Raw genomic sequence first — 15,657 nt, 5'->3', positions numbered from 1 at the left:
CTTTCGCGCCGCTACCGCCCTGCGCTCGCCGCTGCACTAGCGTCATCGTCATGGCACGGGAGAAGAAGCGGGCGAACGGCACCGAGAGCGCGGCCGGCGGTGAGAACCAGCGGGAGACCCTCGGCGACCGGCTCGAGGCCGTGGAGGACTTCTCCGACGAGCAGGCCGGCTACCACAAGTCGCTGAAGCCCCGGCAGCTGCAGATGATCGCGATCGGCGGCGCCATCGGCACCGGCCTCTTCCTCGGCGCCGGCGGCAGGCTTCACGAGGCGGGCCCGCTGCTCGTCTTCGACTACGCCGTGTGCGGCTTCTTCGCCTTCCTCATCCTGCGCGCCCTCGGCGAGCTCGTGCTGCACCGCCCCTCATCGGGCTCCTTCGTCTCCTACGCCCGCGAGTTCTACGGCGAGAAGGCCGCGTACGTCTCGGGCTGGCTGTACTTCCTCAACTGGGCGATGACCGCCATCGTCGACTCCACAGCCGTGGCGGTGTACGTGCAGTACTGGAGCCTGTTCACCGACGTACCGCAGTGGCTCCTCGCCCTCATCGCCCTCGCCGTCGTGCTCGGTGCCAACATGATCTCGGTCAAGGTGTTCGGCGAGATGGAGTTCTGGTTCGCCCTCATCAAGGTGGTGGCGCTCGTCTCCTTCCTCATCATCGGCGTCGTCTTCCTCGCCTTCGCCTTCCCGACGGATGCGGGGGTCACCGGCATCCCGATGCTGGTGAACGAGGGCGGTCTCTTCCCCGACGGCATCAACACGCTCGTCGTGGCGGTCGTGATGATCCAGGGCGTGGTGTTCGCGTACGCCGGGGTCGAGCTCGTGGGCACCGCAGCGGGCGAGACGGCGAACCCCGAGAAGATCATGCCGAAAGCCATCAACAGCGTCGTCTTCCGCATCGCCGTCTTCTACTGCGGCTCGATCGCCCTCCTGGCCCTGTTGCTGCCGGCCTCCACCTACTCCGCCACCGAGAGCCCCTTCGTCACGTTCTTCTCGAACATCGGCAACCCCACCGTCGCAGCGATCGCGGGCTCCGCCATGAACTTCGTGGTGCTCACCGCCGCGCTGTCGAGCCTCAACGCCGGCCTGTACTCGACCGGGCGCATCCTGCACTCGCTCTCGGCCGCGGGCGCCGCACCGAAGTTCACGGGCAAGATCAACAAGCGCGGGGTGCCGTTCGGCGGCATCCTGCTCACCTCGGCCGTCGCGCTGCTCGGCGTGGGCCTCAACTTCGTCGTTCCCGCCCAGGCGTTCGAGATCGTGCTGAACGTCTCGGCGCTCGGCATCATCTCGAGCTGGGGCACCATCGTGCTCTGCCAGATCAAGTTCAAGAAGCTCGCCGACCAGGGTCTCTACACGCGGCCGAAGTTCAGGCTGTTCGGGGCCCCGTTCACCTCGTACCTCACGCTGGTGTTCCTCGTCACGGTGCTCGTTCTCATGGCCTTCGACTACCCGGCGGGAACCTTCACCATCGCGTCTCTCGTCATCATCGTGCCGCTGCTCATCGTCGGATGGTTCGTGTACCGCGACCGCATCACGGCCATCGCCGCCGCACGGGCGGGATACACGGGGGCGTTCCCGACCGTGGCGAACCGGTCGGCGCTCGAGGCGGAGGAGCAGAGGCCCGCGGCGGGCGGGTCCGACAAGCCTTAGGGGGTGGTGACGCCGCCCGCGCGGGGCGTCTCGTTCGCGCCGGGCGTGCCGGCCACCTCGTCGCGCCAGCTGTGCCGGGGGCTGTACCAGAGCATCCGCTTCGCCTTGTCGATGGAGAGCAGCGTCTCGGTGCCGTAGACGTCGCGCGTGAACGGCACGTCGGGGAAGAAGCGGGCGGCGAGCTCGGCCGAGGGAGCCTCGAGCACCGTGTCGGCGGAGGCGATGATGAACGCCTCGAAGCCGGTGAGCGTGCTCTCGAGGGCGAGACGCACGGCCTGAGCGCCGTCGCGGGCGTCGATGTAGCCCCAGGCGTTCCAGGCGCGGCTCGCCGGGTCGTCGGCGAAGGCGGGGAAGGCCGCGTAGTCGGCCGGTTCCATCACATTCGAGAAGCGGAGGCCGATGAGCTTGAGCGACGGGTTCCAGCGGGTGAAGTGGCGCGCCATCTCCTCCTCGAGCGCCTTGCCGAGCGAGTAGGTCGACTGCGGGCGCACCGTGTACTCCTCGTCGACCGGGAACGACGGCGGGGGCGACTGCAGGAACGGCAGACCGAGCACGGTCTCGCTCGAGGCCCAGACGATGTTGTCGATGCCGGCTGCCTGCGCGGCGGCGAAGACGTTGTAGCTGGAGGGCACGTTGTTGGCGAAGGTCGCCGAGTTGGTGAGGATGCCCGGGGCCGGTATCGCGGCGAGGTGCGCGACGGCGTCGATGGACGAGTAACGGTCGTCGACGGCGGTGAGCGCCTCGGCGACCTGGCCGTAGTCGGTGAGGTCGATGCTGAGGAAAGCGGCACGCGGGTCGTGCTGCGGCGCTCGCTGCCGGTCGAGCACCACCACGTCGTAGCCGTGGGCGAGCAGTTCGGCGACGACAGCTCGGCCGAGCTTGCCGCTGCCTCCGGTGACGGCGACACGGGTCATGGGCTACTCCTTCGTGAGGGGATCGATGTCGACAGCGCGGCGATGGCGCTGCCGCCGTGTCTCACCCTAGGCTCGCGGCATGGGAATTGCCGCTTCCATCCTCATCGGCATCGCCGGACTGATCCACGTCTACATCCTCGTCTTGGAGAGCGTGAGGTGGCGGGCACCCTCCACCTGGAAGGTGTTCGGCCTGCGCAGCCAGGAGGAGGCCGACACCACGGCGGGTCTGGCCTACAACCAAGGGTTCTACAACCTCTTCCTCGCGATCGGGGCGCTGCTCGGCGTGGTGCTGCTGCTCTCCGGTGGCGGCTCGGCGGGCGTGGGAGGCGGGTCGGCGGCGGCGATCGCCGGGTTCACGCTCGCGCTGTTCAGCGCCGGCTCGATGTTCGCCGCCTCGATGGTGCTGCTGTCCACCGGCCGCGACAAGCTCCGCGCCGTCACCATCCAGGGCCTCCCGCCCCTCCTCGGTATCGTCGCGCTGCTCATCTCCCTCGCCGTCTGACACGGCCGCACGCGGAACGGGCCCGCCCGGTGCCGTGACGGCGGCCGGACGGGCCCGTTCTGGGGGTGACGACCCGGGGCTAGCCCTTCTGCGCCGCCCGGCGTCGAGCCACCACCAGCGCGGCCACTCCGGCGGCGAGCACCAGGGCGCCGAGCGCTCCGAACCCGAGACCGGCGAAGCCCGTCGAGGCGAGGCCGCCTCCCGCGCCCGAGCCGGGCGCCGGGGTCGCCGAGCTACCCGGGTCGCTCGGGCTCGGCGCGCCCGTGGGGCTCGGCGAGTCGGTCGGGGTCGGCGAGTCGGTCGGCGTCGGAGTCGGAGCCGCCTGCGTGGTGGTCACCGCGACGAGCGTCGAGATTCCTGAGTCGCCGTAGGCCACCGACCCGAGGAACCGTGCCGGCCCGTCGAGCGACGCCCACGAGGCCTCGTAGCTCGTCGACTCACCCGAGACCGCGGCGAGGGCGGTCGGGTTCACCGTCAGCGTGCTGCTCTCACCGACGCCGAGCGCGTACTCGACCAGGTCGAAGGTGGCCTCCGACTGGCCCGACGGCGCCGCGTAGATGTCGACAGTCACCTGGTAGGTGCCGGGCGTCGGGTTCTCGAGGTCGACCCGCTCGTCGGCCGAACCGGTCGCCGAGAGGTACTGCTTCACCGGCTCACCCGCGTCGTCGATGAGGTCGACGAAGAGGTCGAGGTCGGCGGTGTCGTCGATCGAGTCGAGGTCGAAGCGGGCGAACGTCGTGCCCTCCTCCACCGTCATGGTCGACACGAACTGCTTGCCCGTCGGCAGCGTTCCCGAGTGCCCGTCGGATGCGGTCTCGTCTTCCACGAGCACGCCCTCGGCCAGGTTCGTCACGGCCAGCGGCACCTCGCCGTCGACACCCGGGGTCACCGGAACGTCGACGTTGCCGGTGTTGCCCTCGCCGGTCACCTCGTACGGTGCGGCGATGGCCACGGGGCGCACCGCGACAGGGCTGCGCACGTCGCCGTTCTCGCTTGACCAGGTGAGGTACCCGGTGGCGAACTCGTCGAGCGGAGCATCCGTCACATCGAAGGTGACGGTGTAGCTCGCGGTCTCGCCCGGGCCGTCGAAGGAGAGCGTCGACGGGGTGACGGTGGTGTCGACGCCGTCGATCGACAGCTCGGCGGTGTAGTCGCCGGCTCCGGTCGAGGTGACGGTGCGGGTGACGGTCTGGATGCCCGCGAGCGATCCGATCGCGATCGACGCCTGGTTGAGGTCTGACGGGTCGATCGGCTCGACGCCGGTCGGCTCGCTGAACACGTAGCCCTCACCCTGGAGGAAGGCGATCCAGTCGTCGACCCCGCTGTCGTAGACGAGGCCCGGGTCGAGCATCCGGCTCGGGTCGACGTGGCCGGCACCCTGCGCGAAGACGTCGGTCGACGCGCTGCCGTCCTGATTCACCGTGTCGTAGGCCGAGGTCATCATCGACGACTTGATGGTCGAGACCGAGGCGTTCGGGAACTTGGTGAGGTAGAGCGCCGCGAGACCGGCCACGTGGGGCGCCGACATCGAGGTGCCCGACTCGAACTGGAACGTCGGGTCTTCACCCTGCTGGTTCGGGCCGTCGGCGAGGATCGACACACCGGGAGCCGAGATGTCGGGCTTCAGCACGTCGGCGCCGTCGGCCTCAGCCGGGCCGCGCGAGGAGAACCCGGCGACCTGCGGCGTGGGGCGCACGACACCCGAGGTGTTGCCCTGCACGAGCGTGACCGTGGCGCCCGCCGTCGCCGCGTAGGCGTAGATGGCGTCGTAGGCGTCGGAGTCGATCTGGATCGACGGCACCGGGTGGTCGTCGGCGTGGTCGGCGTTCGGGAACGGGTTCACCAGCAGCATGCCCACGCCGCCCGCACGGGCGACCTCGGCTGACTTCGAGACGCGGGCGGTGACGCCCGCCTCGCAGACCACGACCTTGCCCGCGGTCTCGGCCGCCGAGAGGCTGCCGTCTTCGCAGATCGTCGCGTCGCCGGTGCCGCTCGCCACGTCGGCGGCGAGCACCAGCGGGGCGGTCAGCGACTCGTGCACCGTGATCGACGAGCCGGCGAACTTCTCGCCGTCGCCGAGCTCGGCCGTCGCCGTGTAGGTGGGGATCGACGACGCGGCCACCGTGGCGTACCAGGGCGAGGCGTGGTCGAGGGTGGAGGCGTCGGGGCCCGAGTTGCCGGCCGAGGCCGCCACGAACACGCCGGCCGCCGCCGCACCGAGGAAGGCCTGGTCTTCGAGCGCGAAGGTCGAGGTGGCCGAGCCGCCGCCGATGGAGAAGTTGATCACGTCGACGCCGTCGGCGACCGCCTGGTCGATGGCCGCGAGGATCGACTCCGTGTAGCAGCCGTCGTCGGTCTCGACGCCGTTGCCGTTCCAGCACACCTTGTACTGGGCGACCTTGGCGGCCGGGGCCACGCCCGAGATGTCGCCGAAGTCGTAGTCGCCGATGGTGGCGGCGACGTCGGCGTTGCCCGCCGCGGTCGAGGTGGTGTGCGAGCCGTGCCCGTCACCGTCGCGGGGCGACAGGTACTCGGGGCGGTCGGGGGTGCCCACCAGGTCGTAGAGCGCGGTCGGGAGGAACCAGTTCGCACCGATCAGCTTGGTGTTGCACTCGTCGCCGGTCCACTGCTGGTCGGCGTCGAAGCCGGGCTGGCAGGTGCCGGAGTAGGTCTGGCCGTCGCTCTTCTCGAACACGATGCGGCCGTCGGCGAGGTAGGGGTCGGCGCCGGCGGTGGTGCCGAGCTCGTCGCCCGCGAACGACGGGTTCTCGGGAGCGATGCCCGAGTCGAGGTCACCGACCACGATGCCGGCTCCCGCCGACGCGATTCCGCCGAGCTCCGACCAGAGGCCGTCGTCACCGGTCAAGCCGAGGAAGTCGGTCGAGGCGACCTGACCGGTGTCGGGAAAAGGGGTGAGGTCTGCCGTCGTGACGGGGGCCTCGGCTGCAGCATCCGTCGCGTCGGTTGCGGCGGGCTCGGGGGCGGTGGCCCGATCGAGCTGCAGCACCTCCGACTTGGTGACGGCCGCGACGTCTTTGTGGGTCGCGAGCTCGGCTGCCTGGGCGCCGGTGAGCCGGGCCGAGAAGCCGTTGAGGGTGAGGGTGTAGCTGTAGTCGACGGATGCTCCCACCGACGCGGCCACAGCATCCTGCTGGCTCTGCAGCCGGGCTGCGTAGGCTTCGACCGCCGGGGCCGCGGCGTCGAGCTGACGCCCGCCCTCGGGGGCGGTCTTCGCGAGCTGCGCGTCGCCGGTGAAAGTCGCTGCGGGGGCCGCGACGAGAGTGACGATGTAGGTTCCGTCGGAATAGGAGACGGGGCTCGAGGGGCCCGCCGGCGGCTTCACGACCGAGCCGCCCGGGGCGGCGGAGGCGGGCAGGAACGCGAAGGTGCCTGCGGCCACGACGCCGGCGACGACGGCGACCGCCGCAGCGACCCCGCCCCTTCGGCCGGCCGGCCCTCGTTTCGGTGCGGTGAAGGACGACGATCTCAGAGGGGCACGGCGCACGTAGGGCTGCTTTCTCGTCAGGGGAATCGGATCCACATGTGGATTCGATGAGAATGTCATCCGATTATGCGGAGAATTCCGACGGAACGGCAGTCTTCACTTTTGGTTGTCGAGCGTTTACTATCCACCCCCCACTCGGGGGACTCCGAGGTGCTGTGCACCGGCCGGGCTCGGTGCCGATCAAGCACCGCCGGCGGCGATCCTGTCGCGGGCACGCTGTTCACGACGGTCGCGGACGCGTTCGCGGAAGCCCTCGACGAGGTTGTAGAGCACCGGCAGCACGATGAGCGTGAGCACCGTCGATGACACCAGACCACCGATGACGATGATGGCGAGCGGCTGCGAGATGAACCCGCCGTGGCCGGTGAGGCCCACCGCCATGGGCAGCAGCGCGAAGATCGTGGCGAGAGCCGTCATGAGAATGGGCCGCAGACGTCGCGAGGCCCCCTCGACCAGGGCCTCGGCGACTCTGAGACCGCGCCCCCGATACTGGTTCACCAGGTCGACCAGCACGATCGCATTGGTCACGACGATGCCGACCAGCATGAGCACGCCGATGATCGAGGCGACGCCGAGCGGGATGCCCGAGATGACCTGCAGGGCAACGGCTCCGGTGGCGGCGAACGGGATCGACAGCAGGAGCATGAGGGGTTGCAGCAGGCTCTTGAACGTCGCGACCATCACCACGTAGACGATGATGATGGCGACGAGCACGGCGATGCCGAGCTGACCGAAGGCGTCGGACTGGTCGGTCACCACACCGCCGATCTCGGCCGAGGCGCCCGGCGGGAGCTCGACGTCGGCGAGCGCCTGCTGCACCTCGGCGCTGGCGGTACCGAGGTCGTCGCTGTTCGGCGTGACCGAGACCGTCGCCGTGCGCACACCCTTCACCGTGGTGATCGTCGCCGGGCCGTCGACGACGCCGACGGTGGCGAGCGAGTCGAGGCGCACCGGGCCCGCGACCGTGGGCACGGCCAAGGCGGCGAGCTCCTCCTCGGTGGTGGGCGGGTCTTCCGAGACGAGGTAGATGGTGTAGTTCGTGTCGTCGATGACGATGGTGCCCACCGTGGTGGGCTGCATCGCCTGCGACACGAGCGCGCCGACAGCCACCTCGTTGAGCCCGGCCTGCGCCGCCTTGCCGCGGTCGACGGCCACCTGCACGTAGGGGCGCGACTCGCTGAGGTTGCTCGACGCCTGCTTCACGGCGTCGAGGCCCTGCATGGAGCTGAGCACCGCATCCGCCGCCGTCGCCAGATCGGTCTGGGTGGGGGCGGTGACGTCGATGGCGATGTCGGAGGAGGCGCCGAAGCCCGACGAAGAGGAGATGGAGATCTCGCCGGCATCGGGGATGGCCTCGAGCGCCGTGCGCACCTCGCTCTGGAGGGCCTCCTGGTCAGCCCCCTCGTCGGTGGTGATGTTGTAGGTGATGGCGCTGTCGCCGCCACCCACGAAGGCGTCGCGGAGCGAGGAACCGCTCGAGCCGATGGTGAGCTGCACGGTCTCGATGCCGTCGATACCGCGGAGCGCCGTCTCGACCTCGGAGGCCTGAGCCGACTGCGCGTCGAGGCTCGCCCCGACGGGCACGGTCTGGGTGACGGTGAGGGTGTTCTGCCCGCTCGAGCCGAGGAAGTTCGTCTTCATGAGACCGAGCAGGGGGAAGGTGCCGAGCAGCACGACGCCCGCGATGGCGATGGTGATCACCGAGTGACGGAGGGTCCAGCGGATGATCGGGAGGTAGCCGCGCTGGAGGGCAGTCGGCGGCTCGTCGGGCACATCGGCTCTGTGCGAGCCCGGGCGGGCGCGGCGGGGCGGGGCGGTGGCCACGGCGACGGCGCCGGCATCGACCCCCGGCGAGGAGGCGAGCTCGGCGACGGCGGCGTCTTCGGGGAGCAGGGGGCCGGCGTGCTCGGCCGTGTGGGCGGATGCGGTGGCCGAGCCTGAGGGGGCGACCCCCGCATCCGTCGGCGCGGCGACCTCCCGCTTCGCGACCTTCTTCTCCTTCGGCGGGCGCACGAACCAGTACGCCAGCACGGGGACGATGGTGAGCGCGACCAGCAGCGAGGCGAGAAGGGCGATCGTCACGGTGAGCGCGAAGGGGCGGAACAGCTCGCCGGTGGTGTCGCCCACGAAGGCGAGCGGGAGGAAGACGGCGACCGTGGTGATGGTGGAGGCTGTGATGGCGCCGCCGACCTCGCGCACCGCCTCCACGATGAGCGCGGCGCGGGCGGCAGCCGCTTCGCGTGGAGGAAGGGTGGTGCCGGTGAGCGTGGAGAGATGGCGCTTGATGTTCTCGATCACGACGATCGAGTCGTCGACGACACGGCCGATGGCGATGGTGAGGGCGCCGAGGGTGATGATGTTGAGCGTGTAGTCGGCGGCCTGCAGGCCGATGAAGGTGATGAGCACCGAGGTGGGGATGCTGATCGCGGTGACGAGCGTCGACCTGACGGAGAGCAGGAAGACGAACACGACGATGACGGCGAACAGCAGACCGAGCAGACCTTCTGTGGCCAGCGACTCGATGGACTGCTCGATGAAGGGGGCCTGGTCGAACACGACCGTGAAGGTCGCACCGGGGATGGCGGCCTCGAGGTCGGGGAGCAGGGCCTGCACTCCGCGCGACACCTCGACCGTGTTCGCGTCGGGCAGCTTCGTGACCGACAGGGTGAGGGCGTTCTCGCCGTTGACGCGCGAGATGGAGGTGACGGGGTCGTCGACGAGGGCCACCGTCGCGACCTCGCCGATGGTGACCGGGGTGCCGTCGGCCTTGACCGCAGGCAGCGGCAGCGCGGCGATGTCGTCGGTCGAGGTGAGCTTCTTGCCCGCCTGCACGGCGTAGCTCTGACCGCCCTCGGTGAGGGTGCCGGCCGGAATGAGCTGGCCGTTGTTCTTCACCGCATCCGTGATGTCGGTGGCACTCACCCCGGCGATGGCGAGGTCGGCGACGCGCGGCGTGATGGTGACGCGCTGCCCGATCTGCCCGAGGATCTCGGCGGCCCGCACCCCCTCCACGTCTTCGAGCTGCGGTACGGCCGTGGTCTCGAGCTGCTGCGCGAGGGCCTTGGTGTCGGAGTCGGAGTTCGACACGGCCACCGAGATGATGGGCAGGTCGTTGATGCTGCCGCTCAGCACCTGCGGGTCGAGGTCTTCGGGCAGGGTCGACTTGATGCGGTTGATGGCCTGCGTCATCTTCTGCTCGGCCGTCGCGAGATTCGTGCCGTAGGTGAAGGTGGCGGAGATGATCGACAGGTTCGTGCTGCTCGTGGCGCTCGTCGTCTCGATGCCCTCGACGCCCTGGATGGCGGCCTCGATCGGCGTCGACACATCGTCGTTCACCACCTCGGGGCTGGCACCGGGGTAGGTGGTGAGCACCGCGAGCTGCGGGAACTCGATCGACGGGATGAGCTCCTGCTTCAGACTCGTCAGCGCGAGCGAGCCGAACACCGCCACCACGATCGTGACGAGCGCGATGAGCGCCCGGTTCTTCATGCTGACCACGGCGAGGAAGTGCACGAGAACGTCTCCTGAGGGTATTCGGCTGTGTTCAAGCATCTTAGCTATCTCATCCGACCGGATGCTGTAGCTCGGTCATCCTGTGGACAACATGATGACAAATCATCAGTTACGAGCTATCCTCATTCCATGACCCGGAACTCGAGCCCCGATACGACCCGGCGCGAGCCGCGCCCCCTCTCGCGACGCACCATCGCGTTGCTCTCCGTCGGCCTCGTCACCGGCGCCCTCCTCGCCACCAGCGCCCTCCCCACCGCCCACGCCGCCCCACCCACCCCCGGCACAACCCAACTCGTCGACGTCTCATCGGTCCCGGGAGTGGCTTCCACGAACAACGAAAGCTATGAGGCTCCGAGCGTCAGCGGCGACGGCCGGTACGTCGCCTTCGCATCATCGGCACAAGACCTTCTAGCTCCGTATGTGGCAGATCGCGAGGTGCAGCCCTCGCTCTACATCCGCGACACCGCGACGAACACCACGAAGGTCGCCGCTCCAGGGGCGTCCTTCCCGTCCATCTCCGACGACGGCATGCTTGTGGCCTTCGTGCGCCCCTTCAAAGTCATGGTGTGGTCGGGCATAACCGGGCTCAGCACGTCAGTCGTCAAGAGCGTCCTCCACGGCGGCGACTACATCGATGCCGGCATCTCCGCCGTCGACATCTCCGGGTCGGGCAATGCCATCGTGTTCAGCACGCCTGCGACCGACGTCATGGCGGGCGAGGCCTTCGAAGGTGCGCGCAGCCGCGTCTATCGGGTGGATGCCTCCGGTGACATCTCGCTGGTGGGTTTCGACCCGATGGTCGAAGCGAGCGAACCCGCGATCTCCGGCGACGGCCGTTACGTCGCCTTCACATCGACTGAACAGCACACGCCGCTGCCGGCCAACGGGCATCGCCAGGTGTACCTCTTCGACAGCGCGACCGGTCGCATCGATCTCATCTCCACTGATGCCACCGGCACCGGGCCCGGTAACGCGGACTCGTCCGACCCGGCCATCTCTGCAGATGGCTCGACCGTCACGTTCACCAGCGCAGCGGACAATCTGCCAGGTGCACCGGCCGCACCAGGGTCCTACATCTTCACCCGCGATCGCAGCGCTGGAACCACCACCCTCACAAGCTCGCGCGGGGGTGTACCGGAGCAAGGGGTCGACCCCGCGATCTCCGGCGACGGCTCCGTCGTGGCGTACCGCAGCGTCGGATGCCCTCCCACGACGAACGCCTGCCAAGTCTTCGTGAACGACCGCACGACGGGGCACTTCCGGGTCGCCAGCTCCAATCGACTTCCCGACTCGGGCGATGGGCTCTCCCACCACCCGTCCGTTTCGGCGAATGGTCAGTTCGTTGCCTGGGCAGGCGGAGCGACCAACCTCACCCCCGATTCGTACCCACGCGGCAACCTGCACTGGTCTTCGCACTACTTCCTGCGGAATCTGGGGGCGACGGGGACGGCGGTTCGGGCGGCGGGGGCGGATCGGTATGAGACGGCGGTGAAGGTGTCGGAGGGGGCGTTTCCCGAAGGGGCCGGGACGGTGTACCTGGCGGCGGGGGCGAACTATCCGGATGCGCTGAGTGGGGCGCCGGCGGCTGGAGAGGCCGGCGGGCCGGTGCTGCTCGTGGAGAAGGACGGGGTGCCGGCGAGCGTGCAGGCCGAGATCGACAGGCTCGCGCCCGATCGCGTCGTGATACTCGGCGGCACGGCCAGCGTGAGTGTCGGCGTCGAGGCGGCGGTCGCTGCCGAAGGGCGCACCGTGGAGCGGATCGGCGGAGCCGATCGCTACGAGGTGTCGGCAGCGGTCGCCGCCGACAGCTTTGGCACCGCGACCACGGTGTACGTCGCCTCCGGCGAGAAGGCGCCCGACGCACTCAGCGGTGCCGCGGCCGCCGGAAAAGACTCGCCCGTGCTGTTGACGAAGAAAGACGAGCTCCCCGCGAGCGTGCGAGACGAGATCATCGCGCTCGACCCCGAGAAGATCGTCATCCTCGGCGGCACCGACACCGTGGGAGAGACGGTGGCCCTTGAGCTCGGCGACATCGCCGACACCGTGCGGGTGAGCGGAGCCGACCGCTACGAGACCTCCGCCGCCGTCGCCGACGACGCCTTCGTCGAGAACACCGGAGGCGCCGTCTACATCGCCTCGGGCGAGACGTTCCCCGACGCCCTCACAGGGTCGGCGGCGGCCATCGCCGCCGGCGCACCCGTGCTGCTGGTGCAGAAAGACTTGATCCCGATCGACATCGGCGAGGCCCTCGACCGGCTCCGGCCCAGCGCGGTCTACGTTCTCGGTGGGCCAGACACCGTCTCCGACCAGATCGTCGACATCCTCGGCAGCTACGTCTACGACCTGGGCGACTGAATGCGCAACCCCCCGAAAGGAGACCTTGTCAAGCCGGTGAAAGTTCAGACGTGGGAACTAAGATGCGAGGGTCGCGTTCAAAGGAGAACCATGGCAGACACACTCATCGCGCCCATCTCGTGGCGCAGCGCTCAGCGGGGACTCTGGGTCGCATCCGCCGACGAGCATCCGGTCGGCATCGTCACGGAGAAGTGGACCCACGGCTTCGTGGTCACCACCCGTACCGGGCGCAGCCTCGGCACCTATCGGAGCCTCGACGAAGCACAGTCAGCGCTCGAAGCGTCTCTCTGACACGTCACCACTCATCGGCAGCACCACTCGTGCCGCACCCGTCAGCGAACGGTGGCGGGCCCGGGGGTGCTGCCGTTGGTCTGGGGAGCACCGCTCGGGCCGGGTTCATCGGTGAACTGCAGGCCGCCGCTCCCGTTCGACGACGCCGTGAGAATGTCGAGCCACTCGCGGTTGATCGACGGCACCCTCCCCCCGGCGAACTTGAAATACAGGGGAATGCTGGCGTCGAGCCAGATGCTCGAGCGACCGTCGCCGATGGCGGGGTCGTCTTTCCAGGAGAAGAAGAAGCTCTCCTTGCGCCGCAGCTTCGCTGCGATCACGATCTGCAGATGCGTGAGCGTGCGATCATCGAACTCGATCTCGATGCCCGACGAGCCGTACAGCAGTTTTCCCATGGATCGAATCCTCTCGACGCTCCATTAAGCCACGGCGGGCGCGCAAACGCTCCCAGGGCTAGTGTTGCCCTCAGATCGGGACAGCCCGAATCCGCGACAGACCGGAAGAAGGTGCGCCGTGTTCGGCAAGAAGTCAGGTGAGCCGGAATCACAGGTCACACAGCCCGGATCAGACCTCCAGCTGGGTGGAGAGCGAAGCGTTCCCGCCGTGCGGGTGAACGCCTTCCGCATCGGCCTCGTCGGTGGGTTGGGCGTCCTCCTCGCCATCCTCATCGGCGGCATCGTTCAGCAGCTGAGCACCGTGCTCATCTACATCGGCGTCGCCCTGTTCCTCGCCCTCGGCCTCGACCCCCTGGTGTCCTGGCTCGAACGGCGCATGAAGCGGGGACTCGCCATCGTCATCGTCTTCGCGGCAGTCATCCTGGTGTTCGGCGGCCTCCTGTTCGCGGTCATCCCCCTCATCGTCGACCAGGCCACCAACTTCATCACCCAGTTCCCGCAGATCGTCGACAGCTTCGCCAAGAGCGACTTCGTCACCGGCCTCCAGAGCCAGATCGGGAACTTCGTCGACATCGACAAGGCCGTGCAAGACGCGACAGCGTTCATCCAAGACCCGAACAATCTGCTCACACTGGGCGGGGGGCTCCTCGCGGTGGGTTCGGGAATCGCCACCGGCGCCACAGGCGCAGTGATCGTCCTCATCCTCACCCTCTACTTCCTCGCCTCGCTCCGCGGCATGAAGCGGATGACCTACCGCTTCGTGCCCGCCAACAAGCGCGCCTCCTTCGCCTCGCTCACCGACGACGTCACCGGCGCGGTGGGTCGCTACGTGGTGGGGCAGATCGGACTCGCCGCCATCAACGGCATCCTCAGCCTCATCTTCCTCACCATCATCGGCGCCCCCCTCCCCGCCCTGTTCGCGTTCGTGGCGTTCCTCGCCTCCCTCATCCCCCTCGTCGGCACCCTGAGCGGCGCGATCATCATCACCCTGGTGTGCCTGTTCGCCTCACCCCTGACGGCCCTCGTCGCCGCCATCTACTACCTCGTCTACATGCAGGTGGAGGCCTACTTCCTGAGCCCGCGCATCATGAACCGCGCGGTCGCCGTGCCGGGGTCGATCGTCGTGATCGCCGCCATCGCGGGCGGCACGCTCGGCTCCGTGCTGGGGGCCCTGGTGGCCATCCCCATCGCTGCGTCGGCGATCATCATCGTGCAGAAGGTCGTCTTCCCGAAGCAGGACGCGAAGGTCTGAGGCGCAGGCCCCCCGCGCATCCACGTCGTTCCCAGCTTCGGCGCAAGCCCCTTGCGGCGTCGGTGGCGAGGCGTACGGTCGAGCGCGAGAACGACGAGCACCGACGAAAGGATGCATCCATGACCTCCACAATCGAACGTCACGTCGAGGTTCCGAGCGACGGCGGCGCGAAGTCCACCCGCCGCCAGAACGCCGAGCGCGGCTTCGTCGCCCCGAAGGTGCTCACCGAGTCGCTGCAGCGCGTGCTGGTCGACCTGGTCGAACTGCACATCCAGGGCAAGCAGGCGCACTGGAACGTGGTGGGCAAGAACTTCCGCGACCTCCACCTGCACCTCGACGAGATCATCGACGACGCCCGCGAGTTCAGCGACACCGTGGCCGAGCGCCTGCGCGCCTTGCACGCGGTTCCCGACGGCCGGAGCGACACGGTCGCAGCGACGACGACGCTGCCCGAGTACCCGAACGGCGAGATCGACACCGCCGAGACGGTCGACCTCATCACCGCACGCCTCGAGGCGGCGGTGGGGACGATCCGCGAGGTCCACGACGACGTCGACGAGGCCGACCCCACGAGTGCCGACGTGCTGCACGCCATCATCGAGCGACTCGAACAGCACGCCTGGATGGTCAGCGCCGAGAACCGCAAGCCCTCCCGCTCGAAGTAGCGCGGGCGACGGTCGTTCCCCGTGGGGCCTCAGGCCTCCACGGGGAACACCAGCAGGGAACTGCTCGCTGTGGCGATGACGGCTCCGGATGCGTCGGTCACCACCCCTTCGGCGAACGCCACCCTGCGCCCCGGCTTCACCACGGTGCCTACGCAGACGATCTCGCCCGAGTGCCGATGCAGAGGGCGCAGGTAGCTCACCTTGAGTTCGATCGAGGTGTAGCCGAGACCGGCGGCGAGAGTCGTCTGCACCGCGCATCCGACTGCCGAGTCGAGAAGGGTGCAGACAAGACCGCCGTGCACCGTGCCGATCGTGTTGTAGTGCGACTCGTCCGGCGTGCACCGGAACACGGCACGCCCTTCTGAGACTTCCGTGAGTGTCATCCCCATGAGCTTGGCCATCGGCGGAGCCGAGATCTCGCCCCGCGCAAGCGCCCCGAGGTAGTCGATGCCCGCCATGGTGGCGCCCTGACGAGCGCCGGCGACGGGGTCGTCCCACTCGACGAGGCGGCTGCGGTGCACGGCGTCTTCGCTCATTCCCTCAGGCTACGCCCGCGGTGACCGGGGTGGCTCGTCGCCCGCGACGTCGGCCGGATGCCGGGCGGCACCTGCGGTGA

The 15,657-nt window shown here is 68.9% G+C and carries 11 protein-coding genes; 6 read left to right on the top strand and 5 right to left on the bottom strand.

All coding sequences use genetic code 11. From position 1 onward, the window contains the following. Positions 1-50: 50 nt before the first annotated feature. The gene (locus ABFY20_RS03165) at positions 51-1,649 is read left to right on the top strand and encodes an amino acid permease (RefSeq protein ID WP_368498503.1); all 1,599 of its coding nucleotides are present in this window, start codon (positions 51-53) and stop codon (positions 1,647-1,649) included. On the opposite strand, the gene ABFY20_RS03160 is transcribed toward ABFY20_RS03165, so the two are convergent. Beyond that, positions 1,646-2,563 (bottom strand): NAD-dependent epimerase/dehydratase family protein, encoded by a 918-nt coding sequence (locus ABFY20_RS03160; RefSeq protein WP_368498502.1) that lies wholly within the window; start codon positions 2,561-2,563, stop codon positions 1,646-1,648. The genes ABFY20_RS03165 and ABFY20_RS03160 overlap by 4 nt on opposite strands. Before the next feature lie 79 nt (positions 2,564-2,642). On the opposite strand from ABFY20_RS03160, the gene ABFY20_RS03155 reads away from it, so the two are divergent. After that, positions 2,643-3,065 carry a DUF1304 domain-containing protein gene (locus ABFY20_RS03155; protein ID WP_368498501.1) on the top strand — a complete coding sequence of 141 codons (423 nt, stop codon included), beginning with the start codon at positions 2,643-2,645 and terminating at the stop codon, positions 3,063-3,065. Between the two features lie 79 nt (positions 3,066-3,144). On the opposite strand, the gene ABFY20_RS03150 is transcribed toward ABFY20_RS03155, so the two are convergent. After that, the gene (locus ABFY20_RS03150) at positions 3,145-6,606 is read right to left on the bottom strand and encodes a S8 family serine peptidase (RefSeq protein WP_368498500.1); all 3,462 of its coding nucleotides are present in this window, start codon (positions 6,604-6,606) and stop codon (positions 3,145-3,147) included. Positions 6,607-6,750: 144 nt separating this feature from the next. Beyond that, entirely contained in the window at positions 6,751-10,083 is a 3,333-nt protein-coding gene (locus tag ABFY20_RS03145) for an efflux RND transporter permease subunit (protein ID WP_368499856.1), read from the bottom strand. Between the two features lie 129 nt (positions 10,084-10,212). On the opposite strand from ABFY20_RS03145, the gene ABFY20_RS03140 reads away from it, so the two are divergent. Next, positions 10,213-12,438 carry a cell wall-binding repeat-containing protein gene (locus ABFY20_RS03140; RefSeq protein WP_368498499.1) on the top strand — a complete coding sequence of 742 codons (2,226 nt, stop codon included), beginning with the start codon at positions 10,213-10,215 and terminating at the stop codon, positions 12,436-12,438. 90 nt (positions 12,439-12,528) lie between these two features. Beyond that, the gene (locus ABFY20_RS03135) at positions 12,529-12,729 is read left to right on the top strand and encodes a hypothetical protein (protein ID WP_368498498.1); all 201 of its coding nucleotides are present in this window, start codon (positions 12,529-12,531) and stop codon (positions 12,727-12,729) included. 41 nt (positions 12,730-12,770) lie between these two features. Here ABFY20_RS03135 and ABFY20_RS03130 read toward each other — a convergent pair whose 3' ends face one another. Then, positions 12,771-13,124 carry an ATP-dependent DNA ligase gene (locus ABFY20_RS03130; RefSeq protein ID WP_368498497.1) on the bottom strand — a complete coding sequence of 118 codons (354 nt, stop codon included), beginning with the start codon at positions 13,122-13,124 and terminating at the stop codon, positions 12,771-12,773. A 118-nt stretch (positions 13,125-13,242) separates the two neighbouring features. Here ABFY20_RS03130 and ABFY20_RS03125 point away from each other — a divergent pair, with 118 nt between their 5' ends. Next, positions 13,243-14,376 (top strand): AI-2E family transporter, encoded by a 1,134-nt coding sequence (locus tag ABFY20_RS03125; RefSeq protein WP_368498496.1) that lies wholly within the window; start codon positions 13,243-13,245, stop codon positions 14,374-14,376. Between the two features lie 119 nt (positions 14,377-14,495). Next, positions 14,496-15,041, top strand: coding sequence for a Dps family protein (locus tag ABFY20_RS03120; RefSeq protein WP_368498495.1), 546 nt, complete (start codon positions 14,496-14,498; stop codon positions 15,039-15,041). A 29-nt stretch (positions 15,042-15,070) separates the two neighbouring features. Here the strand turns inward: ABFY20_RS03120 and ABFY20_RS03115 are convergent, their stop codons facing one another. Further along, positions 15,071-15,577, bottom strand: coding sequence for a PaaI family thioesterase (locus ABFY20_RS03115; RefSeq protein WP_368498494.1), 507 nt, complete (start codon positions 15,575-15,577; stop codon positions 15,071-15,073). Between the last annotated feature and the right edge of the window lie 80 nt (positions 15,578-15,657).

This window comes from Herbiconiux sp. A18JL235 (genome assembly GCF_040939305.1).
In the GTDB taxonomy this organism is placed as follows: domain Bacteria; phylum Actinomycetota; class Actinomycetes; order Actinomycetales; family Microbacteriaceae; genus Herbiconiux.
This window is presented reverse-complemented; position numbering and strand designations above follow the sequence as displayed.

Excerpts from the sequence above, each read along its gene's own strand:
- ABFY20_RS03155 (WP_368498501.1), top strand. The coding sequence starts at position 2,643 with ATGGGAATTGCCGCTTCCATCCTCATCGGCATCGCCGGACTGATCCAC.
- ABFY20_RS03115 (WP_368498494.1), bottom strand. The coding sequence starts at position 15,577 with ATGAGCGAAGACGCCGTGCACCGCAGCCGCCTCGTCGAGTGGGACGAC.
- ABFY20_RS03120 (WP_368498495.1), top strand. The coding sequence starts at position 14,496 with ATGACCTCCACAATCGAACGTCACGTCGAGGTTCCGAGCGACGGCGGC.
- ABFY20_RS03140 (WP_368498499.1), top strand. The coding sequence starts at position 10,213 with ATGACCCGGAACTCGAGCCCCGATACGACCCGGCGCGAGCCGCGCCCC.
- ABFY20_RS03130 (WP_368498497.1), bottom strand. The coding sequence starts at position 13,124 with ATGGGAAAACTGCTGTACGGCTCGTCGGGCATCGAGATCGAGTTCGAT.
- ABFY20_RS03165 (WP_368498503.1), top strand. The coding sequence starts at position 51 with ATGGCACGGGAGAAGAAGCGGGCGAACGGCACCGAGAGCGCGGCCGGC.
- ABFY20_RS03160 (WP_368498502.1), bottom strand. The coding sequence starts at position 2,563 with ATGACCCGTGTCGCCGTCACCGGAGGCAGCGGCAAGCTCGGCCGAGCT.
- ABFY20_RS03135 (WP_368498498.1), top strand. The coding sequence starts at position 12,529 with ATGGCAGACACACTCATCGCGCCCATCTCGTGGCGCAGCGCTCAGCGG.